Annotated in this window: 23 protein-coding genes; 14 read left to right on the plus strand and 9 right to left on the minus strand. The window is 67.0% G+C overall.

Features of this window, described 5'->3' with window-relative positions; all coding sequences use genetic code 11:
* Together AB7O82_RS28570 and AB7O82_RS28575 are read left to right on the plus strand one after the other, a co-directional pair.
* Positions 1-213: hypothetical protein (locus AB7O82_RS28570; protein ID WP_428620779.1), on the plus strand; the 213-nt coding region annotated here is incomplete at its 5' end.
* Positions 214-275: 62 nt separating this feature from the next.
* Entirely contained in the window at positions 276-701 is a 426-nt protein-coding gene (locus AB7O82_RS28575; RefSeq protein WP_428538675.1) for a cupin domain-containing protein, read from the plus strand.
* Positions 702-824: 123 nt separating this feature from the next.
* Here the strand turns inward: AB7O82_RS28575 and AB7O82_RS28580 are convergent, their stop codons facing one another.
* The 3 genes from AB7O82_RS28580 to AB7O82_RS28590 all read right to left on the minus strand — a co-directional run bounded on the left by AB7O82_RS28580 (position 825) and on the right by AB7O82_RS28590 (position 3,223).
* Positions 825-1,061: a hypothetical protein gene (locus tag AB7O82_RS28580; protein ID WP_428538673.1), complete on the minus strand. Its 237-nt coding sequence runs from the start codon at positions 1,059-1,061 to the stop codon at positions 825-827.
* Positions 1,062-1,158: 97 nt separating this feature from the next.
* Positions 1,159-1,842: a class I SAM-dependent methyltransferase gene (locus AB7O82_RS28585; protein WP_428538671.1), complete on the minus strand. Its 684-nt coding sequence runs from the start codon at positions 1,840-1,842 to the stop codon at positions 1,159-1,161.
* Complete coding sequence (locus AB7O82_RS28590; RefSeq protein WP_428538669.1) at positions 1,796-3,223, minus strand: MATE family efflux transporter; 1,428 nt, start codon at positions 3,221-3,223, stop codon at positions 1,796-1,798. Before AB7O82_RS28590 ends, AB7O82_RS28585 begins: the two co-directional genes overlap by 47 nt.
* A 91-nt stretch (positions 3,224-3,314) precedes the next feature.
* Between AB7O82_RS28590 and AB7O82_RS28595 the strand changes: the two genes are divergently transcribed.
* The 5 genes from AB7O82_RS28595 to AB7O82_RS28615 all read left to right on the plus strand — a co-directional run bounded on the left by AB7O82_RS28595 (position 3,315) and on the right by AB7O82_RS28615 (position 6,350).
* Entirely contained in the window at positions 3,315-3,632 is a 318-nt protein-coding gene (locus AB7O82_RS28595) for a cupin domain-containing protein (RefSeq protein WP_428538667.1), read from the plus strand.
* Positions 3,633-3,800: 168 nt separating this feature from the next.
* Entirely contained in the window at positions 3,801-5,474 is a 1,674-nt protein-coding gene (locus tag AB7O82_RS28600; protein ID WP_428538665.1) for a DEAD/DEAH box helicase, read from the plus strand.
* Positions 5,475-5,500: 26 nt separating this feature from the next.
* Positions 5,501-5,740, plus strand: coding sequence for an Lrp/AsnC ligand binding domain-containing protein (locus AB7O82_RS28605; protein ID WP_428538663.1), 240 nt, complete (start codon positions 5,501-5,503; stop codon positions 5,738-5,740).
* A gap of 205 nt (positions 5,741-5,945) precedes the next feature.
* Positions 5,946-6,176 carry a type II toxin-antitoxin system HicB family antitoxin gene (locus AB7O82_RS28610; RefSeq protein WP_428538661.1) on the plus strand — a complete coding sequence of 77 codons (231 nt, stop codon included), beginning with the start codon at positions 5,946-5,948 and terminating at the stop codon, positions 6,174-6,176.
* A 9-nt stretch (positions 6,177-6,185) separates the two neighbouring features.
* Positions 6,186-6,350, plus strand: coding sequence for a type II toxin-antitoxin system HicA family toxin (locus AB7O82_RS28615; protein ID WP_428620780.1), 165 nt, complete (start codon positions 6,186-6,188; stop codon positions 6,348-6,350).
* Positions 6,351-6,501: 151 nt separating this feature from the next.
* Here the strand turns inward: AB7O82_RS28615 and AB7O82_RS28620 are convergent, their stop codons facing one another.
* The gene (locus AB7O82_RS28620) at positions 6,502-7,644 is read right to left on the minus strand and encodes an amidohydrolase family protein (protein ID WP_428538657.1); all 1,143 of its coding nucleotides are present in this window, start codon (positions 7,642-7,644) and stop codon (positions 6,502-6,504) included.
* 86 nt (positions 7,645-7,730) lie between these two features.
* Between AB7O82_RS28620 and AB7O82_RS28625 the strand changes: the two genes are divergently transcribed.
* The 5 genes from AB7O82_RS28625 (at position 7,731) to AB7O82_RS28645 (ending at position 12,465) form a co-directional block, all read left to right on the plus strand.
* On the plus strand, positions 7,731-8,594 hold the full coding sequence (locus tag AB7O82_RS28625; RefSeq protein ID WP_428538655.1) for an SDR family NAD(P)-dependent oxidoreductase: 864 nt from the start codon (positions 7,731-7,733) through the stop codon (positions 8,592-8,594).
* Between the two features lie 64 nt (positions 8,595-8,658).
* Positions 8,659-10,311: a GMC family oxidoreductase gene (locus tag AB7O82_RS28630; RefSeq protein WP_428538653.1), complete on the plus strand. Its 1,653-nt coding sequence runs from the start codon at positions 8,659-8,661 to the stop codon at positions 10,309-10,311.
* Entirely contained in the window at positions 10,304-10,849 is a 546-nt protein-coding gene (locus AB7O82_RS28635) for a 3-phenylpropionate/cinnamic acid dioxygenase subunit beta (RefSeq protein ID WP_428538651.1), read from the plus strand. Before AB7O82_RS28630 ends, AB7O82_RS28635 begins: the two co-directional genes overlap by 8 nt.
* 10 nt (positions 10,850-10,859) lie before the next feature.
* Entirely contained in the window at positions 10,860-12,242 is a 1,383-nt protein-coding gene (locus tag AB7O82_RS28640; RefSeq protein WP_428538649.1) for an aromatic ring-hydroxylating oxygenase subunit alpha, read from the plus strand.
* A gap of 10 nt (positions 12,243-12,252) precedes the next feature.
* Positions 12,253-12,465, plus strand: a complete 213-nt coding sequence (locus tag AB7O82_RS28645) for a hypothetical protein (RefSeq protein ID WP_428538647.1) — start codon at positions 12,253-12,255, stop codon at positions 12,463-12,465.
* A 7-nt stretch (positions 12,466-12,472) separates the two neighbouring features.
* On the opposite strand, the gene AB7O82_RS28650 is transcribed toward AB7O82_RS28645, so the two are convergent.
* Genes AB7O82_RS28650 through AB7O82_RS28670 form a run of 5 tightly spaced genes read right to left on the minus strand, consistent with a single transcriptional unit; the run spans position 12,473 to position 16,763 of the window.
* Positions 12,473-13,435, minus strand: a complete 963-nt coding sequence (locus tag AB7O82_RS28650) for a Bug family tripartite tricarboxylate transporter substrate binding protein (protein WP_428538645.1) — start codon at positions 13,433-13,435, stop codon at positions 12,473-12,475.
* Between the two features lie 23 nt (positions 13,436-13,458).
* Positions 13,459-14,301, minus strand: coding sequence for an alpha/beta fold hydrolase (locus AB7O82_RS28655; RefSeq protein WP_428538643.1), 843 nt, complete (start codon positions 14,299-14,301; stop codon positions 13,459-13,461).
* 11 nt (positions 14,302-14,312) lie between these two features.
* On the minus strand, positions 14,313-15,032 hold the full coding sequence (locus tag AB7O82_RS28660) for an SDR family oxidoreductase (protein WP_428538641.1): 720 nt from the start codon (positions 15,030-15,032) through the stop codon (positions 14,313-14,315).
* Entirely contained in the window at positions 15,029-15,745 is a 717-nt protein-coding gene (locus AB7O82_RS28665; RefSeq protein WP_428538639.1) for an SDR family NAD(P)-dependent oxidoreductase, read from the minus strand. The genes AB7O82_RS28660 and AB7O82_RS28665 overlap by 4 nt, the downstream gene beginning before the upstream one ends.
* On the minus strand, positions 15,738-16,763 hold the full coding sequence (locus AB7O82_RS28670; protein ID WP_428538637.1) for a TauD/TfdA family dioxygenase: 1,026 nt from the start codon (positions 16,761-16,763) through the stop codon (positions 15,738-15,740). The genes AB7O82_RS28665 and AB7O82_RS28670 overlap by 8 nt, the downstream gene beginning before the upstream one ends.
* Positions 16,764-16,979: 216 nt before the next feature.
* On the opposite strand from AB7O82_RS28670, the gene AB7O82_RS28675 reads away from it, so the two are divergent.
* Together AB7O82_RS28675 and AB7O82_RS28680 are read left to right on the plus strand one after the other, a co-directional pair.
* Positions 16,980-17,729: an IclR family transcriptional regulator gene (locus AB7O82_RS28675; RefSeq protein ID WP_428538635.1), complete on the plus strand. Its 750-nt coding sequence runs from the start codon at positions 16,980-16,982 to the stop codon at positions 17,727-17,729.
* Positions 17,726-18,679 carry a Bug family tripartite tricarboxylate transporter substrate binding protein gene (locus AB7O82_RS28680; RefSeq protein ID WP_428538633.1) on the plus strand — a complete coding sequence of 318 codons (954 nt, stop codon included), beginning with the start codon at positions 17,726-17,728 and terminating at the stop codon, positions 18,677-18,679. Before AB7O82_RS28675 ends, AB7O82_RS28680 begins: the two co-directional genes overlap by 4 nt.

Here is an 18,679-nt window from a genome sequence, read left to right on the forward strand (position 1 = left end):
TGCTTCAATCAGGACCAGGAGCTCGACCAGGTCGACTTCGCCTGCCTGCGCCAGCGCCTGCGCCAGAACGGCGTCCAGGAGAAGATCGGCGCCCTGTGGATCGACCGCTCCCTGCGCAAGCTCGGCAAGCGTGCCGCGCCTGACTTGCCCGACGGGCAGGTCACGCGTCATCATCATGGCCTTCCGGACCGCGAGCGTCCCGCTGGCTCATGAGCATAGCGAGCGAGACGCCCGCGGTCCGGAAGACCATGAATCGCTTCCGCAGGAGATCCGCCATGGCGGCTCAGTTGCATACGCTCAAGGTCGGCAAGCTGGCCGAGGCATCGCGTCTCGAATTCGGACCGTTGGCCTTCTACCATCCGCTGGTCGCCGACGGCGACACGCCGGTACGCACCGGCATCCAGACCTCGGCGCCGGGCTACGTCGCGCCGATGCATTGGCATCCCTACGTCGAGCTTCTGTTCATCATCGAGGGCGAGGCCGATGTCTGGCTGCAAGGCGGCGAAGCCAGTCCGGTGCGCCTCACGGCGGGCGATTGCGTCGCCCTGCCGGCCGATATCCCGCACAGCTTCAGCACGGTCGGCGACAAGCCGATGCGGCTGCTCGGCATCCACGCCAATCCCGACCGCATCTCGACCTACGTCGACGGCCGGAAGGTGGTCGGCGGCTATCCCGTGGTCGAGCCCGCGGCGGCGACCTGAGCTTTCTCCCGGACCGCGGGCGTCTTCCGGACCGCGGGCGTCTCGCCCGCTCAGATTTCATGAGCGGGCGAGACGCCCGCGGTCCGGAAGACGCCCGCGGTCCTGAAGATCCTGAGTGTCCGGTCAGCCCGACCGGCGCGCGCCCTTGTCCATCTTGCGCGGGTCACCCTGCTTGCCCTTTTCCTCGGCGACCCTCAGCTCGGCCGCTTCGACCGAGTCGACGGCGCGCTTGGCCTCCTTTGCGGCCTTCTCGACCTTGCCCTTCCTGATGAATTCGGAGGTCGCCTGGTTGTACTCGCGGGTGCCGCTGTAGCTGCCTTCGCCTTCGAGGTGGCTGTCCTTCTTCGGCTTGTCGTCCATGGAATGCTCCTTGGTTGTTCGCCGAGGAGAACGGGACGACTGGCCCAAGGTTACGGAAGGCAATTGCGATTTGGGCGATCTCCACCGCGGGATTTGCCTAAGGTTTACGCACGAAGCGGAACAGAACCTTGTCCTGGCTGTAATAGCGCAACTGGTCGACGATCCTGGGAAAGTAGGGGCTGCCCACCGTCACAGGCATGAAGGCATCGAGATCGAGCGGTCGCACTGCCACGGTAAAGCCCGACTCGGTGAAGGTTCTGGCCACGGCCTCCAGAGAATGGTCGTAGATCGGGATCGACGATGTCTCGGAAATCAACTGCCGCCAGCGCGGCCATACGGAGCTGTCGGTGTGGCAACCCATGGCTGCCACGTAGGCGCCCCCGATGCGCAACGCCGACCTCATGTCGGCGGCATGCCGGGCGAGATCGGGCAGCAGGTAGAGCACCTCGTGGCTGAAGGCGAAATCGAAGGTGCGTCCGAGGTCGGCCGCGCTGTCGCCGACCCTGTATTCGATCGGCCGGTGTCCCTTCAGCAGGTCGGCGCGCGCCACCGATTCGCGGGCGATGTCGAGCCCGACCGCCGACTTGAACGGCTGGCGGTCGTAGAGCAGGCGCAGGAAGCCGCCCTGGTTGCAGCCGTAATCGAGGATCGTAGAGCCGCTGAGATCGTGCGGCACCGAGACATCGACCATGCGCCGCCAGATCGGCGCATGGGCGGCGCCCATCGCCTCTTCGTCAGCGGGGTTGCGGTTCCAGGTCGCGATCGTCGAGGGGCGCAGCATGGCTTCCTCCCGTTCTCGGCGAAAGCCTAGCACGATTGAGTGAGCGTTTTGGTCCCCAGGGCTTCACCAGCAGCGGGCCGGCGATCAGCCCGCCGAAAGCGATCATGCCGATCGCGATCGCGGTGAACACGCCGTCGAGGCCAAGGCCGAGCTTCTCCACCGCCAGCCAGCCGCCCACGGTCGCAATCGCCATGCGCGCGATCCCGGCGAAGAACGGCGCCTTCATGCGGCCGGCGCCCTGGCTGGCGAAGCTCAAGGTCATGCCGAGGCCGAACAGGCAATAGAACGGGGCGACATGGGTGATGTAGCCGACGGTGGCGGCGATCACCTCGCGATCGGCGGTGAACAGGCGCGCCCAGCCTTCCGGAACCAGGGCGACGATCCAGCCGAAGGTTCCGATCAGACCGAAGGCGACCAGCCCGCCGAACCACGCGGCACGTACCGCACGCTTCCAGTCGCTGGCGCCGGCCGCCACGCCGACCAGGGTGGTGAGGCCCGAGCCGATGCCGAAGGCGAGCGGCACCAGCATGAACTCGAGCCGCACGCCGATGCCGTAGCCGGCCAGGGCGGCTACGCCGAAACGCCCGACCAGGCCTGTGACCAGCATGGCGGTGAGATTGGCGGTCAGCGCCGAGAACGAGGCGATCAGTCCGACCCGCAGGATTTCCCAGAACAACCGCCCCTGCAGCGGGATGCCGCGCAGCGTCGGGATGAAGCCGAGCTTACCACGCCACAGGGCACGCGCCTGCAGCAGCGCCGCGGCCGTCATGGTCGCCACCGAGGACACGGCCGGCCCCGCCATGCCGAGGCCCGGCCAGTCACCGACGCCCAGCGCCAGGACACCGGACAACGGGATCTGCGCCAGCGAGGAGAACAGCATGTAGCGCCCGGGCGTAGCGGCATCGCCACCACCGCGCAGCAGGGCGGAGAAGAAGAAGTTGGCCCACACCGCGAGCGAGCCGGTGAACAGCACGTGGCTGTAGGTCTCGGCGTGGGCCAGTGCCGCACCGCTGCCGCCCAGCAGGCGATAGAGGCTCGGTGCGATGGTCCAGGCCATGAGCGTGAACAGCAGGGCAAGGAAGAGGCCCAGGATTATGGCGTGCAGCACCAGGGCACGCGCATCGTCGCGGCGGCCGGCGCCCAGCGCGCGTGCCGTGGCCGCAGCGACGCCACCGCCCATGCCGCCGGCGGCCATCATGGTCATCAGCATCATGAACGGAAAAACCAGCGCGAATCCCGCCAGGGCGTCGGTGCCGAGCCGGCCGAAGAAATAGGTCTCGGCGATCGCGACCAGGGTCTGCGCCACCATGACGGCGGTCGTCGGACCGGCGAGGCGCAGCAGGCTGACGCCGAGAGGTGCCGTGAGAAGCGGGTGGGACATGCAGGGGTACTTTATTGGGTGCATATGCACCCTATCAGGTCGCGCTGTGCTGTCACCTGACAAAAGGGCGGCGTGCCATTAGCTTTTTGTCATGACCGGCCAGCAACCTCTCTCGAGCAACCAGGAACGCCCCCTGGCAAAGCCCACCGTACAGGTCGAGAACGACCGCGTGATCGTCACTGAATGGCGCTTCCCGCCCGGCAGCCATACCGGCTGGCACCGACACAATCACGACTATGTCGTCGTCCCGGTGACGACCGGCGAGCTGCACATCTACGACGGCAAGACGACGGTGCCGGCACCGCTGCGGGCTGGTGTCTCGTACGCCCGCCTGACCGGCGTCGAGCACGACGTCATCAATCCCAACGCCTTCGAGTTCGTGTTTGTCGAGATCGAGCTCAAGGCGTGATCGTGTGGCACCGCTCCTCGACCGCGACCCGATCCCGCAGGAAGCCTGCATTGACTTGGGCAAGCCCAAGGGTCATATGAAGGGCCGCAAGTGGTCCGGCCCACGCCTTGGGCCTTATGAGACCGCTCCACAGTCCAGCGGAAAAATGGACTAAGTAACGGAAATTAAATGAGTTTTGAGAGTTTGGGGCTGAGCGCCCCGGTACTGCAAGCGGTTGCCGACAAGGGCTACACCCAGCCCACCCCGATCCAGGAAAAAGCCATTCCCATCGTGCTGATGGGGCGTGACGTTCTGGGATGCGCCCAGACCGGGACGGGCAAGACCGCCTCTTTCGTCCTGCCGATGATCGACATTCTCGCCGAGGGCCGCGCCAAGATGCGCATGCCACGCTCGCTCATCCTCGAGCCGACGCGCGAACTGGCCGCCCAGGTGGCCGAGAACTTCGAGATCTACGGCAAGAACAACAAGCTCAACATGGCGCTGCTGATCGGCGGCGTGAGCTTCGAGGATCAGGAGCGGGCGCTGGAGCGCGGCGTCGACGTCCTGATCGCCACACCCGGCCGCCTGCTCGATCATTTCGAGCGCGGCAAGGTCCTGCTGAACGACGTCAAGGTACTGGTGATCGACGAAGCCGATCGCATGCTCGACATGGGTTTCATCCCCGACGTCGAGCGCATCGTCAGCCTGCTGCCGCCGCTGCGCCAGACCCTGTTCTTCTCCGCCACCATGCCGCCCGAGATCCGGCGGCTGGCCGACCGCTTCCTCAGCAACCCCAAGGAAGTCACGGTGTCGCCGCCGGCCTCGGCCGGCACCAACATCGTGCAGGGCCTCGCGGTCGTGCCCGAGGAAGACAAGCGCGAGGCGCTGCGCCAGCTGATCCGCAGCCAGGACGTCAAGAACGCCCTCGTGTTCTGCAACCGCAAGCGCGACGTCGCCATCCTGCAGGGCTCGCTCAAGAAGCACGGCTTCAATGCCGGCGCCCTGCACGGCGACATGAGCCAGCCGGCGCGCATGGAGACGCTCGATCGCTTCAAGCAGGGCGAGATCCAGATCCTGGTGGCGTCGGACGTCGCCGCGCGCGGCCTCGACATCGTCGACATGAGTCACGTGTTCAATTTCGACGTCCCCTTCTCGCCGGAGGACTACGTCCATCGCATCGGCCGCACCGGCCGCGCCGGCAAGACGGGCCATTCGTTCACGCTTGCCTCGCCGTCCGAGGGCGATCTCGTGCAGGCGATCGAGAAGCTGATCGGCACCTCGATCCCGCGCATCGAGGTGCCCGGCGTCGAGCTCGTGGCCTTCGAGGACTCGGACGGCCGTCGTCGCGGCCGGGGCCGGGGCCGGGGTCGCGGTCGCGGCACCGAGCGGACGCGGGCGCCGCGTGAGCGTCGCGAGCGGGCACCGCAAACGGAAGAGCAGGGCCGCCCCGAAGCGCACGCCGAGCCTGTCCAGCAGGCCGGGGAGCGCGCCCAGCACGCAGACGAGCACGGGCCTCGCGCAGAAGGACGCGGCCGTCGCGCCGAAGGTCGTACGCGACGCTCCGAGGAGCGCGGGCATCGCACCGACGATCGCAGCGAGCGCCCGAAGCGGAACGAGCGCCACCGTGATCGCGGGCCTGGTGGCGAGGAGCAAACGCAGCGTGCCGAGCCGACTCAGCGCGAGCGTCATCCTGAGGGACGCGATCATCGCGAGGATCGCCGCGAGACTCGCGAGGAGCGTCGCGAGCGCCGGCCGGAGCATCGCGCCGAGCGGCGGCACGAGAGCCGCCGGGACCGCGACGAGCGGGCGCCGGTGGGGCTGGGCGATCACGTTCCGGCCTTTCTCGCCCGGCCGTCACGCTAGACTGACCCCGGAGCAGGGGCGGCGCCATGCAGACCATCTTCGTCATGGTGAAATGCGAGCTGGGCAAGTCCTACGCCGTGGCCGACGATGCGTGCGGCGTCGAGCAGGTATCGGAGGTCTATTCGACGTCTGGCGAGTACGATCTGCTGATGAAGTGCTATCTCGACGACAAGACCGATATCGGCCACTTCGTGACCAGCCGCATCCAGACGCTGCCCGGCGTGAAGGACACCTTCACCGTCATCACGTTCAAGGCCTTCACCTGACCTTGGCCGAAGAGAAGACCGCCGGCCGGCATCTCAAGGTCGGCATCGAACGGACACGGTGATCAACGACAAGCTCCACGTGCTGGTCGTCATGCACATGACGTTCGCGGTGTCGGCCCTACTGCTCACGTCTATTGACCGCCTGCCGGTTGCGAAGGTCGACGGTGGCGCTTGAGCGACGCGAGTATGGGACGATAGTATCGCAATGGAACGCATTGTTCGCTTGCATATCGAGAAGTTGCCAGGGGGCGTCTACCTCGCCATCAGTGACGACGTGCCTGGTCTCGTCGCTCAAGGCAGGACGGTCACGGAAACGCTTGAGATCCCGCGAGACGTCGCCCGTCGGTTGCTCGAGGAGCAGGGCATCGATCCGAGGCCCGGGACGCTGCCGGAACCCGGTGATGCTTTCGACTACCCCTTGGTCGTTGCTGCGTAGGAATTGATATTGGGCCGGCTTTCGGGCCTCCGATATCGTGAGATAACAGCGCGGCTCCGCAAAATGGGATTCGAATTCAAGAGGCACGCTGCGGGCAGCCACGAGATTTGGTTCCACGCGGGTACTCGAAAGTTCACGACCATTCCCAACCACCCGGGAGACATGCCGGAATAAACGCTGCGAGCAATTCTGAGGTAGGCGGGGATCGACCCAGAAGACTTTCTGAAGTCGTAGATCACAACTTGGCCCAGGGGGAAGCCCAACAACACGGCAGCCGAGCCTGTTGCCAGGCTCGGCCGCTTCGTTCCGTCGATTGCGGACTGGGCTAGTTGATCAGCCCGTAGAACTTGCCGGCGTTGGTGCAGGTGATCATCCTGGTGACCTCCGGCGACACGTCGGCGAACTGCTCCTTGATGTACTGGTCGGAGTTCGGCCACACGCCGTCGCCGTGCGGGTAGTCGGAGCCCCACATCAGGCTCTCGGCGCCCATGTCGTCGATCAGCTTGGCGCCAATGCGATCGAACTGGAAGGTGGCCTTGCACTGGCGACGCCAGTAGTCCGATGGCTTCATCTTGAGGCCGAGGTCGGTGAAGCGGTCCTCCCATTCGAAATCCATGCGGTCGAGAGCGTAGGGGATCCAGCCGCAGCCGCTCTCGCCGAAGGCGATGCGCAGGTTCGGGAAGCGCTCCAGCACGTTGGCGCCCATGATGGCGGCGAGAATGTTCACCAGATTCATCTGGAAGCCCGAGACGACGGTGAAGAACACCGAGCGGCCGACACGGCCGCCGTGCTTCTCGATGGTGTTCGGCGGCACGGTCGGGAAGGTGTGGAAGTGCAGCGGCAGCTGCACGTCGTTCACCGCCTTCCACAGCGGATCCCACATCGGATGCCACATCGGCTCCATGTCCCACGAACAGGAGAGTTCGAGGCCGCGCAGCCCGAGCTTGGCCACGCGATAGATTTCCTTCACCGCGGCGTCGATGTCGCCATAGGGCAGGCAGGCGAGGCCGATATGTCGGTCGGGATAGTGGCTGCAGAAATCCTTCAGCCAGTCGTTGTAGATGCGCAGCATCTCGTTCGAGGCGTCGCGGTCGTTGAGCCGGCTCGAGGCGCCCAGGATGCCGTAGATCACCTCGGCGTCGACGCCGTCGCGGTCGAGATCCTTGATGCGCAGGTGCGGGTCGGATACGCGGCGGATGTCCTTGGCGCCGTCACTATAGAGGCCGGTCCCGGCCATGACGTCGACGCGATGATGCTTGCCCGGGACGTACTTGGAGCCGGCCGGGCCGACGCCGTTCTTGTAGCCGAAGCTGGCGCCGTTGTTGGCTGTCCATTTCGGGCCATCGTCGGTCTCGACCACGAAAGGCATGCGGTCCTTCATCTCGCGCGACGCCATGGACGTGAACAGGTCCGGCGGCATCCACGGCATGTCGAGATGGCAATCGGCGGAAATGCGCTTGTATTGCATGGCTTCGCTCCCGTATTGGCGGAATTGTGCGCGTCTGTCGGCCGGTCCGGCAAGGGCCGGATTTCGACAGTCAAGGGGAGGCAGCCATGGCCGGAATGCAAGGCACCAGGATGAACGGGCGGGTGGCCGTCGTCACCGGGGCGAGTCGCGGCATCGGTCGGGCGATTGCCGAGCTGTTTGCGTGCGAGGGTGCCAAGGTGGTGTGCGTGGCCCGGACGGCGAACGAGGGCGATCATCAGCTCGCGGGATCCCTGGCCAGCACCGTTGCCGCTATCACGTCGGCCGGCGGCGAGGCGACCGCGGTCGCGGCCGACATCTCTACGGAGGCCGAATGTCTGCGGCTGATCGAGGTTGCGCGCTCGGCCTATGGCCGGATCGACACGCTGGTGAACAACGCCGCCCTCAATTACTACATCCCGACCGCCGAGTATCCGACCAGCCGCTGGATCAAGGCCTTTGCCGTCAACATCCACGCACCTTTCATCCTGTCGAAAGCGGTGCTGCCCGACATGACCGCGCTGGGCCGCGGCGCCATCGTCAACGTCTCCTCCGGCTCGGCGATCGGTCCGGGGCGCGGCCCCTATGCGGACCAGACGGTGCGCGGCGGAGTCATGTACGGCGCCAGCAAGGCCGCCCTCGAGCGCTTTACCCAGGGGCTGGCGCAGGAGGTGTCGCATCATGGCGGCATCGCCGTGAGCTGCGTGTCGCCTTCTCAGGTCGTGCCGACGGCCGGCACCGTCTATCACAAGCTGGTCGAGAGCCTCGACGATCCGCGCGGCGAGCCGCCGTCGATGATGGCCAACGCGGCCTTGCTGCTCGCCAGCGAGCCCGCCGACAAGGTGAACGGCCGCGTGACCTACAGCCAGCAGATCCTGAAGGAGTTCGGCTGGGTCGATACCGGCGCGGGCCGCGGCGTCGACACACCGGGCTCGGGCTACTCGCAGATGTGAAGAACGTGATTGTCGTTGTCGGCGGCTGTCGTCGCGTCGCATCATTCGGGCCGAGGAGCATGCCATGGCGGCTGATGCCGAGACTCATGTCGAAGGCGACTTCGACTACATCGTGATCGGGGCCGGCTCGGCCGGCTGCGTGGTCGCCAACCGGCTGTCGGCCGATGCGCGGTCACGCGTGCTGGTGCTGGAGGCCGGCGGTCGCGACAACTGGATCTGGTTCCACATCCCGGTGGGCTACCTGTTCGCCATCGGCAATCCGCGCTCGGATTGGATGTTCGAGACCGAGAAGGAGCCGGGGCTGAACGGCCGCAGCCTGAAATACCCGCGCGGCAAAGTGATCGGCGGCTGCTCGGCGATCAACGCCATGATCTCGATGCGCGGCCAGGCGCAGGATTACGATTGCTGGCGCCAGCTCGGCCTGCCCGGTTGGGGCTGGGACGACGTGCGTGCCGCCTTCAAGCGGCTCGACAATCACTTCCTGGGCGACACCGAGCATCACGGCGCCGGCGGCGAATGGCGCGTCGAGGAGCCTCGCGTGCGCTGGGACGTCCTCGATGCCGTCGCCCGGGCGGCGGCCGAGATGGGCATCCCGCGTACGGATGACTTCAATACCGGTGACAACACCGGCGTCGGCTACTTCCACGTCAATCAGAAGCGCGGCGTGCGCTGGTCGGCGGCGCGGGCGTTCCTGAAGCCGGTCCTCGGCCGGTCCAACCTGCGCCTCGAGACCGGTGTGCTGGTGGAAAAGCTGCTGTTCGAGGGCAAGCGCGCCGTCGGCGTAACTTTCCGTCAGAACGGCCGTCTCGTCGAGGCGCGGACGAGGGGCGAGATCATCCTGTCGGCCGGCGCCATCGCCTCGCCGCAGATCCTGCAACTGTCGGGCGTCGGCCCGGCCGACCGGCTGGCCGAGCTCGGCATCCCGCTGGTCTGCGACAAGCCGGGTGTGGGCAACAACCTGCAGGACCACCTGCAGCAGCGCGCAATCTACAAGGTGCACGGCGTCAAGACGCTGAACGAGACCTATCACTCGCTGATCGGCCGCGGTCTGATGGGTGCCGAGTACGCGCTGTTCCAGACCGGCCCGCTCACCATGGCGCCCTCGCAGCTCGGCATCTTCACGACCTCCTCGCCCGAGCACGATCGGCCGAATATCCAGTTCCATGTTCAGCCCCTGTCGCTCGACAAGTTCGGCGATCCCCTGCACCGCTTCCCGGCGGTCACCGTCAGCGCCTGCAACCTGCGCCCGACCTCGCGCGGCACGGTGCGCCTGCGCTCGCGCGATCCGTCGGCCAAGCCGGTGATCGCACCCAACTATCTCGCGACGTACGAGGACCGCCGCGTCGCCGCCGACGCGATCCGCGTCACGCGCCGCCTGATGCAGCAGCACGCGCTGCAGGCCTATCGGCCGGAAGAGTTCCTGCCCGGGCCGAGTGTCGGCGACGACGACGCAGCCCTGGCCAAGGCCGCCGGCGACATCGGCACCACCATCTTCCATCCCGTCGGCACGGCCAAGATGGGCATCGCCTCCGACCCGATGGCGGTGGTCGATGCCAGGCTGCGTGTCACCGGCCTGGAGGGCCTGCGCGTGATCGATGCGTCCGTGATGCCGACGATCACCTCGGGCAACACCAACACCCCTACCATCATGATCGCGGAAAAGGCGGCGGCAATGGTCGTCGAGGACCGGCGCGCCGTGGAGGTCGGCCGTGTCTGAACGCGACGCCCGCATCGAGCGGCTGCTGCTCGGCCAGGAGATTACCGATTTCCTGTATCGCGAGGCCGAGCTGCTCGACCAACGGCGCTATCGCGACTGGCTCGACCTGCTGGCCGAGGACGTCCGATACTGGATGCCGATGCGGCGCAACGTCAAGGTTGGCGAGGACGAGCGCGAGTTCACCAGCGCGGTCACCGACGTCAACTGGTTCGACGAGGGCAAAGAGACTCTCGCCCGCCGCGTGAAGCAGATCGAGACCGGCATTCATTGGGCCGAGGAGCCGCGCTCGCGCCTGTCGCATCTCATCACCAATGTGCAGGTGCAGAACGCCGAGCCATCCGTTGCGGAGGCGCAGGACGTATCGGTCACCTGCCGCTTCCTGATCTATCGCAACCGGGTCGAGACCGAGACCGACATCCTGGTGGGCAAGCGCGAGGATTTGCTGCGCCGCAACGGGGCGGGCTGGCTTCTCGCGCGGCGCAAGATTATTCTCGACCAGAACGTGCTGCTGACGAAGAACCTGACGTTTTTCATTTGAGGTGGCCGCCATGGCGATGGAGGGAAGCCGGGGTTATCGCTCCGGCCTGGTCGACCTGCAGGCAGGCGAGATCAGCCGCGAAATCTTCGTCAACGAGGACATCTACGCCGAGGAGCAGGAGCGCATCTTCGCGCGTGCCTGGCTCCATGTCGGGCACGAAAGCCAGATCCCCAAGCCAGGCGACTATTTCGTGTCGTCGATGGGCGAGGAGTCGGTGATCCTGTGCCGTGACCGGGCTGGCCGGATTCACGTCTTTCTCAATTCCTGCCGCCATCGCGGCATGAAGGTGTGTCGCTACGACGAAGGCTCGACGCCGGTTTTCACCTGCCCCTATCACGGCTGGAGCTACGGTACCGATGGACGCCTGGTCGGCGTGCCGTATTTCCGCGAGGCGTACCACTCGCGGCTCGACAAGGAGAAATGGGGTCTCGTCGAGGTCGCGCAGCTCGCCAACTACAAGGGATCGATCTGGGCAACCTGGGACCCGGCGGCGCCGTCCTTCGCCGAGTATCTCGGCGGCTTCACCCGCTTTCTCGACCTGCAGCTCGACGGCTGGGACGGACGCGAGGCCCAGGCCGAGGTGCTGTGCGGCGTCCAGAAATGGCTGGTGCCCTGCAACTGGAAGTTCCCGGCGGAAAATTTCAGCGGCGACACCTATCACAACATCAGCCACCGCTCGGTCGATCTGGCCGGGATCGGACCGTCGGGTGCCGGCCGCCGCGACATGGGCGAGCGCGACGTGAGCCGCAAGCTGCATGTCTGCATCCCCGACCGCGGCCACCAGACGATCCTCTATGTGCTGCCGGCCGACAAGCTGCCGCCGCCGGCCTATATGAATGCGCCGATTGTCGCCGAGTATTTCCGCCATTGCGAGCAGGAGAAGCGCCGTCTCCGTGGCGAGGAGGCCCGGCTGGTCGGCGCCCCCGGCGAGATCTTTCCGAACACCGCCCTGCTGTCGCGCCAGCCGCGAACGATGGCCGGTTGGCATCCGCGCGGTCCGCACCAGACCGAATGCTGGCGCTGGTACTTCGTCGATCGCGATGCGCCGGGCGAGGTCAAGCAGTTCCTGCGCGACTACTACATCCGCTACTCCGGTCCCGCCGGGATGACCGAGCAGGACGACATGGAAAACTGGAACTATGCGCACGCCGCGAGCCGCGGCACGATCGCGCGCCGCTATCCCTACAACTACGACCAGGGCAGTGGCACCACCGTCACCGACTACCAGTACCAGGGCCTTAGCGTGCCCGGTGAGGTCATCGACCTCACCGAGGTGCAGTCGAGCGAGCAGCCGATGCGCAATTTCTACCGTCGTTGGTCCGAATTCATGGAGGCCGCCGACTGGTCGCAGCTTGCGACATGGCGCGTCGGCGAGCGACGGGCAGCGGAATGAGGACGGCAGAGTGAGCGGGCCGATCAACGTCCGCGACCTGGCGCCGGGCACCTCGATCATGCTGGTGGATGGCGCCGAGGCCGAGATCGTCGACAACCCGGGCGACGGAATCTGGCTGTTCGCCCGATACCTGACCTCGCCGCGCGATCCGACGATGATCGGTCAGGAAGGCATGATCTTCGCCCAGGAAGTCGCAGCCCTGCGCGACCCGACGGCGACATAGCCCGCATTCATTCCAGCTTGATGCCAGCCTTCTGAATGGTCTGCGTCCACGCCGCCACCAGCTTGGCGAACTGGGCGGTGTGCTCGGCCGGCGTATTGGCGATGATCTCGAAGCCGAGCTCGTTCAGCTGGGCGATGATCTTGGGGTCCTTGAGTGCCCTGACGAAATGCTCGTTCAGGACCCTCAGCACGTCGGCCGGCGTGCCGGCTGGCGCGTAGAGGCCCCAATAGCTCTCGGCGTTGACGCCGGCCAGCCCGGCCTCGGCGAAGGTCGGCACGGTCGGCATGGCTGGAGAGCGCTTGTTGGCGCTCATCGCCACGGCGCGCAGCTTGCCCTGCTCGACGAACTGGCGCGACGAGCTTATGCCGCCGAACATCATCTGCACTGCGCCGGCCATCAGGTCGTTCAAGGCCGGCGCCGTGCCCTTGTAGGGCACGTGGACGATGTCGATGCCCGCGACCTGCTTGAACAGCTCGCCGGCAAGGTGAGGCGCGCTGCCGTTGCCGCCGGAAGCGAAATTGAGCGTGCCGGGCTTCGCCTTGGCGAGCGCCACTAGCGCCTGCAGATCGGTTGCCGGCACCGAGGGATGGAGCAGGAGCGGCACCGGACCGCTCGCCATCATCGTGATGCCGGTCAGTTTTTTCAACGTGTCGTAGGGCAGTTTGGACCCGAACAGGCCGGGATTGACCAGCAGCGCGCTGTCGGCGGCGAGGATCGTGTAGCCGTCAGGCGCGGCGTCGGTGACGATCTGCGTGCCGATCTGGGACGCCCCGCCCGGCTTGTTCTCGATCACGAGCTGCTGGCCGAGCGTGCGCGAGACCTCGGGTGTCAGGATGCGCACAAGGATGTCGGTGCCGCCGCCCGGCTGGTAGGGGATGACAATGCGGACCGACCGGGCCGGGAAGGGTTGGGCCTGGAGATCGAAGGCGAGCAGGCCGAAGGACAGGGCAAACAGAAAAAGACGACGCATCAGGAGCTCCGGGTCAATGGGGGTCAATGCGGTTGGGCGACGTGAAGCGGCGGCGAGGGTTGGCCGAAGCGCCAGCGCAGGAAGGCCAGCACGTCCTCGGCGCAGCGTTCGGGGGCAGCCTCGCCGATGTTGTGCGGCAGGCCCTCGTAGGCGATCAGCTGCACGTCGGGAATGCGCTCGCGCATGACGTCGTAGTTCGTGATCGAGCCCACCGTCTCGGCGCCCGGTATCACCAGCAGAGTCGGGCACTTGATGGCACCGAGCTTGTCGCTCCAGTCCTGCGACGCCATGTGGCTGACGAATCGGCCAATATAGGCCGGGTCGCATTCGGCGGCGCGGGCGACGAACCATTCGATCTTGCGCGGATCGGTGCCCGGCACGAAGCGGTCGGCGATGGTGTCCATCAGGAATTTCCGGATGCCGTCCTTGGCGATGCGCGGTACCCAGGTCGCCGCCTGGCTATTGCGCAGGCCCGGGGTCGATCCGAACAGGATCAGGCTCTTGACCCGGTCGGGATAGGCCATGGCGAGGTTCTGGCCGATATAGCCGCCGGCCGAGTTGCCGACGACGTGGGCGCTCGCGACGCCGAGCGAATCCATCAGCTCCAGCGTGTCCTTCATCAGACGGTCGATGCCGAACGCGCTGTCGACAGGCGGAGTCGCCGAATTGCCGTGGCCGCGCAGGTCGGGCCGCAGCACGCGGTAGTGCCGCGACAGCATCGGCACCCAGGCATAGAAGCGCTCGGCGCATCCCATCGCGGCGTGCAGCATCAGGAGCGTGGGCGCGTTGGCCCACGGATCGGTGTTGTCGTCGATGTAGTAGGCGAGCCGGAGCCCGTCGCTGGCAGTGAAGAAGTGGGGAAACATCGCCTCGTGCCTCACTCGAGAACCGCGCCGACCGAGAGGCCGCCGCAGATATGGACGATCTGGCCGGTCATGTAGGCCGCGCCGTCGGACAGCAGGAACGCCACGACCTTGGCCACGTCGTCCGGCGTGCCCAGTCGCTTCATCGGGATGGCGCCGACCAGCTTCTTCGTGATCGGCGAGTCGGGCGGATTGGCGCCGCGAAACAGCTCGGTGTCGATCATGCCGGGGGCCACGGCGTTGACCGCGATGTCGCGGTCGGCGAGCTCGAGCGCCCAGGTCCGCGTCAGGGCGTGCATGCCACCCTTGGTCGCGCTGTAGACCGTACGCAGTTCCTTCCCGAGGGCCGCCCGGCTGCCCATGTTGACGACGCGGCCGAAGCCCGCCTCGGTCATCGCCGGCAGCACCGCCTGCAGGCAGAGCAGGGCAGCGCGCAGGTTGAGCGCGATCGAGGCCTCGGTCAGATCGTCGCCCAGCTCGGCCAGCGGCACCGCCGACGACATGCCGACATTGTTGACCAGCCGAGTGAAGCGATGGCGGGTGCAGAGGTCGGCGAGACAGGCGCGGGTCGCCGCGAGATCGCGAAGGTCGATCTGCACGAGCTCGGCCGGCGAGGGTTTCGCCGGCGGCGCGACGTCGAGATTGACCACGTGGTAGTCGCCGGCAAGCCACTCGGCGATGGCGGCGCCGATGCCGCGGCTGGCGCCGGTGACGAGAACGGCGTCGCGGTTCATGCGGCGGGCTGCAAGCCGAGCGTCTGGCCGCCGCAGACATGCAGCATCTGGCCGGTGATGAAGCCCGAGCGCGCGTCGAGGAAGAAGCTCGCCGCCTGGGCCACGTCGTCGGCGACGGCGAGGCGCTTCATGGGGATGGCCGCGAGCACGTTGGCGACGATGGCGGGCGAATTGTTGCGGCGGAACGTCTCCGTGTCGACCGGACCGGGTCCGATCGCGTTGGCCGTGATGCCGTCGGCGGCGAATTCCAGCGCCCAGGTTCGGGTCATGGCCAGAAGCCCGCCCTTGGTCATGGAATAGACCGTGCGGTGGGGCCGCCCCTGCACCGCCCGGCTGCTGATGTTGACGATGCGCCCGAAGCGGGCGGCGCGCATCGCCGGCAAGGCAGCCTGCGTGGCGAGGATCGCCCCGCCCAGGTTGACGGCGACCACCTCGTCGAATTCCTCGGCTGTGACCTGCTCGACCGGCCTTGCCCGCACGATGCCGGCATTGTTGACGACCCTGGTCAGCGCGAATTCGCCGGCGAGCTTCGCCAGCTCCGCTCGTGCTCGGGCCTTGTCTGCAAGATCGATCCGGCAGAAGTGACCCGGCGACCCGGCGGGCGGCTCGGCGATGTCGACATTGACCACCGTATGGCCTTCGCCGGCGAGGCGCCGCACGATGGCGCGGCCGATGCCGTTGCTGCCGCCGGTGACAAGGGTCGCATCAGGCATGCGCGTTCGCCATCGCCCGCCCCGTCTGGGCGCCCGTGATGTAGCCGGCGGCCATCGCCGGATCGATCGGCCGCGATCCCGGCACATTGACCCAGAAGCGATAGAGCAGGCGCTTGTGCGCCGCGTCGGCGCCGTCGACGAAGGCGGTGCGCCAATGCAGCACCGTGTAGTTGTTCAGGATCTGCATGTCGCCGGGTCGGAAATCCATCTCCAGCCGCAGATCGTCGCGATGGGCGAGGGCCACGATATGGTCGACCGCCGCCATCTCGTGCGCCGGCACGCCGGTGGGCATGCGACGTTGCGCGTCCTTGATGGTGCTGGCGTTGAACACGCTGCTGACCACGCCGTCGCGGCAGCGGTAGACCGGGATCGGCTGCGGCGTGACGCCGTAGGGGCTGTCCTTCGAGGCGTCGCCGCGCAGATCGTGATGGAAGCCGCGATACAGCACGTCGAGATAGTCCGAATGGTGCGCTAGGATCTCGTTGTAGATCGCGAGCGAGCTGGCGATGCGGCTGAGCCCGCCCGCCTCCGGCCGGCGCACGCACAGCAGCGCCACCATATCGGCCGGGTCGCTGTGCGGGCGCTGCTCGGCGTTGGTCTGCGACGGCTTGACGTTCAGCGCGTTGACGTCGAGGCCGCGGTCGGTGATCTCGGCCATCAGGTCGCCGGCGAGATTCTGCGTCACCGGCGTGCCGAGCCGCAGGCCGATGCCCCAGTAGAGCGCGCGTATTGCCTCGAGGTCGCGGCCGGCGACCGGCAGGCCGCGCAGCAGCACGAAGCCCCGCCCGTTCAGCACGTCGTCGCGGCAACGCTGCAGGATCGCCTCGACCGCCGGCAGCGGAAAATCGTCGGCAGAGAAGTCACCGGCCCGCAGGCCGCGGCGCTGCACGCCGGCGAGCGCCTGCTCGATCTCGGCGATTTCGGCCGGTCCGAGCGCGACGCGCCACGCGGGGTCATCCGCCATGTCGACGCCGCGCCAAGCGGACGGATGCTCGATCGGGGTCCGGCGGATCTCCATCGCACGACTCCTCGGGCACACACCGTTCGCCGGAACAGCCGAGCGGAATGTACCTGCTGCAACAACCAACCCCGATGCGCGCATTCGGTTTTGAGGGGTCGCTTGCGGTTCCCTCGAAATCGGAAATCGCTCGGGCCAACTTCACGCTGGCGAAAATACGGAGCGCCCGGATATTCTGTCAAAAGGAAAGGGCGTTCTGCTGTAGGCAACGGTGCGATGGGCAAGACCATGACGTCGGTGGAGCGGGCGCTCGCAGTGCTCGCAGCTTTCCGGGCCGACGACACGTCGCTGTCGCTGGCCGAGCTGGCGGCGCGCACGAGCTTCTACAAGAGCACCATCCTGCGGTTGGCGCGCTCACTTCAGAACGCGCACTTCCTGGTTCGGTTGGAGAGCGGCCGCTACCAGCTCGGCTCGGCCGTCGTGCGGCTGGGCGAGATCTGCAAGCGCGGCACGACGCTCGACGGACTGATCATGCCGGTGCTGCGCGACCTGATGGCGCGCACCGGCGAAAGTGCCACGCTCTACGTGCGCAAGGGCGAGCACCGCTTCTGCCTGCGTCGCGTCGATTCGCAACGCACCCTGCGCGATCACATCCGCGAGGGCGACCTGATCCCGCTGACCATCGGGGCGCCCGGCCGGGTGTTCCTGCATTTCGATTCGGGCGTCTCGCATCCCATGAGGCGCGGCGCCGTGCCGATGGCCATCCGCACCAGCGCGGCCCTTCCGCTGCCCATTGTCACCCGGGGCGAGTACGACCCCGAGCTGGCGGCGATCGCCTGCGGCGTGTTCGGCCCCGAGGATGAACTCCTCGGCGTCGTGTCGCTGTCCGGCCCGGCCACGCGCTTTCGCAAGCGCGAGGCTCAGAAGATGGGCGACATCCTTCTCGAGGCCTGCCGCGGACTGACCGCCCGGCTCGGCGGCGACCTCGCCCACTATGCCGCACGCAAACCAGGAGTCGTCTCATGAAGTGGATCGCCATCCTTCTTGCCCTCATCGTCACCGTGCCGACAGCGGCACAGGAATACCCGGCCCGTCCGGTCAAGATCGTGGTCTCCTACGCGCCCGGTGGCTCGAACGACGTCGTCGCCCGGGTGATCGCGCCCGAATTGCAGAAGCAGCTGGGGCAATCCTTCGTGGTCGAGAACCGTGCCGGTGCCAGCGGCACGATCGGCGCCGACATGGTCGCCAAGTCGCCGCCCGATGGCTACACGCTGTTCATGGGCGCGGGCGCCCATGCGCTGGCGCCCAGCCTGTTCAGGAAGCTGCCCTACGATCTCGTCAAGGATTTCGCGCCGGTGAGCCTCGCCGCCACCAGTGCATACGTCCTAGTGGTCAATCCCGCCGTGCCGGCCAACACCTTGCGGGAGTTGATCGCGCTCCTGAAGGCCAAGCCCGGCCAGCTCAACTACGCGTCGGCCGGCAAGGGCACGCCGCTTCACCTGGCGGCCGAGCTCTTCAAGTCGAAAACCGGCACCGACATCGTGCACGTGCCGTACGGCGGCGACACGCCGGCGCTGAACGATCTTCTCGCGGGCAACGTCCAGCTCTCCTTCATGTCGGTGGCCTCGACCGCACCGCAGATCCGCGCCGGCAAGCTGCGCGCCCTCGCCGTGACCAGTGCCCGGCGCAGCGAGGCCTTGCCGAACCTGCCGACCCTGCACGAGCTCGGCATCGACGGCTACGATGTCGGCACCTGGTGGGGCCTGCTGGCGCCCGCCGGCACGCCCGACGCCATCGTCAACAAGCTCACTGCGGCGATGCGCACGGCGGTGGCCCAGCGCGAGGTCAAAGAGCGCTTCGCGCCGCTCGGCCTCGATCCGCGCAGCGACTCGCCGGCTGAGTTCGCCGCCTTCATCAAGGCCGAGGTGGCGCGCTACGCCGCCATCGCGAAGATCGCCGGCATCGAGCCGGAGTAG

It is taken from the genome of Reyranella sp. (assembly GCF_050185545.1).
Lineage (GTDB): Bacteria > Pseudomonadota > Alphaproteobacteria > Reyranellales > Reyranellaceae > Reyranella.

What these genes read in the sequence shown, in the direction of transcription:
- AB7O82_RS28575 (WP_428538675.1), top strand. Translation starts at nt 276, where the DNA reads ATGGCGGCTCAGTTGCATACGCTCAAGGTCGGCAAGCTGGCCGAGGCA.
- AB7O82_RS28580 (WP_428538673.1), bottom strand. Translation starts at nt 1,061, where the DNA reads ATGGACGACAAGCCGAAGAAGGACAGCCACCTCGAAGGCGAAGGCAGC.
- AB7O82_RS28585 (WP_428538671.1), bottom strand. Translation starts at nt 1,842, where the DNA reads ATGCTGCGCCCCTCGACGATCGCGACCTGGAACCGCAACCCCGCTGAC.
- AB7O82_RS28590 (WP_428538669.1), bottom strand. Translation starts at nt 3,223, where the DNA reads ATGTCCCACCCGCTTCTCACGGCACCTCTCGGCGTCAGCCTGCTGCGC.
- AB7O82_RS28595 (WP_428538667.1), top strand. Translation starts at nt 3,315, where the DNA reads ATGACCGGCCAGCAACCTCTCTCGAGCAACCAGGAACGCCCCCTGGCA.
- AB7O82_RS28600 (WP_428538665.1), top strand. Translation starts at nt 3,801, where the DNA reads ATGAGTTTTGAGAGTTTGGGGCTGAGCGCCCCGGTACTGCAAGCGGTT.
- AB7O82_RS28605 (WP_428538663.1), top strand. Translation starts at nt 5,501, where the DNA reads ATGCAGACCATCTTCGTCATGGTGAAATGCGAGCTGGGCAAGTCCTAC.
- AB7O82_RS28610 (WP_428538661.1), top strand. Translation starts at nt 5,946, where the DNA reads ATGGAACGCATTGTTCGCTTGCATATCGAGAAGTTGCCAGGGGGCGTC.
- AB7O82_RS28620 (WP_428538657.1), bottom strand. Translation starts at nt 7,644, where the DNA reads ATGCAATACAAGCGCATTTCCGCCGATTGCCATCTCGACATGCCGTGG.
- AB7O82_RS28625 (WP_428538655.1), top strand. Translation starts at nt 7,731, where the DNA reads ATGGCCGGAATGCAAGGCACCAGGATGAACGGGCGGGTGGCCGTCGTC.
- AB7O82_RS28630 (WP_428538653.1), top strand. Translation starts at nt 8,659, where the DNA reads ATGGCGGCTGATGCCGAGACTCATGTCGAAGGCGACTTCGACTACATC.
- AB7O82_RS28640 (WP_428538649.1), top strand. Translation starts at nt 10,860, where the DNA reads ATGGCGATGGAGGGAAGCCGGGGTTATCGCTCCGGCCTGGTCGACCTG.
- AB7O82_RS28650 (WP_428538645.1), bottom strand. Translation starts at nt 13,435, where the DNA reads ATGCGTCGTCTTTTTCTGTTTGCCCTGTCCTTCGGCCTGCTCGCCTTC.
- AB7O82_RS28655 (WP_428538643.1), bottom strand. Translation starts at nt 14,301, where the DNA reads ATGTTTCCCCACTTCTTCACTGCCAGCGACGGGCTCCGGCTCGCCTAC.
- AB7O82_RS28660 (WP_428538641.1), bottom strand. Translation starts at nt 15,032, where the DNA reads ATGAACCGCGACGCCGTTCTCGTCACCGGCGCCAGCCGCGGCATCGGC.
- AB7O82_RS28665 (WP_428538639.1), bottom strand. Translation starts at nt 15,745, where the DNA reads ATGCCTGATGCGACCCTTGTCACCGGCGGCAGCAACGGCATCGGCCGC.
- AB7O82_RS28670 (WP_428538637.1), bottom strand. Translation starts at nt 16,763, where the DNA reads ATGGAGATCCGCCGGACCCCGATCGAGCATCCGTCCGCTTGGCGCGGC.
- AB7O82_RS28675 (WP_428538635.1), top strand. Translation starts at nt 16,980, where the DNA reads ATGGGCAAGACCATGACGTCGGTGGAGCGGGCGCTCGCAGTGCTCGCA.
- AB7O82_RS28680 (WP_428538633.1), top strand. Translation starts at nt 17,726, where the DNA reads ATGAAGTGGATCGCCATCCTTCTTGCCCTCATCGTCACCGTGCCGACA.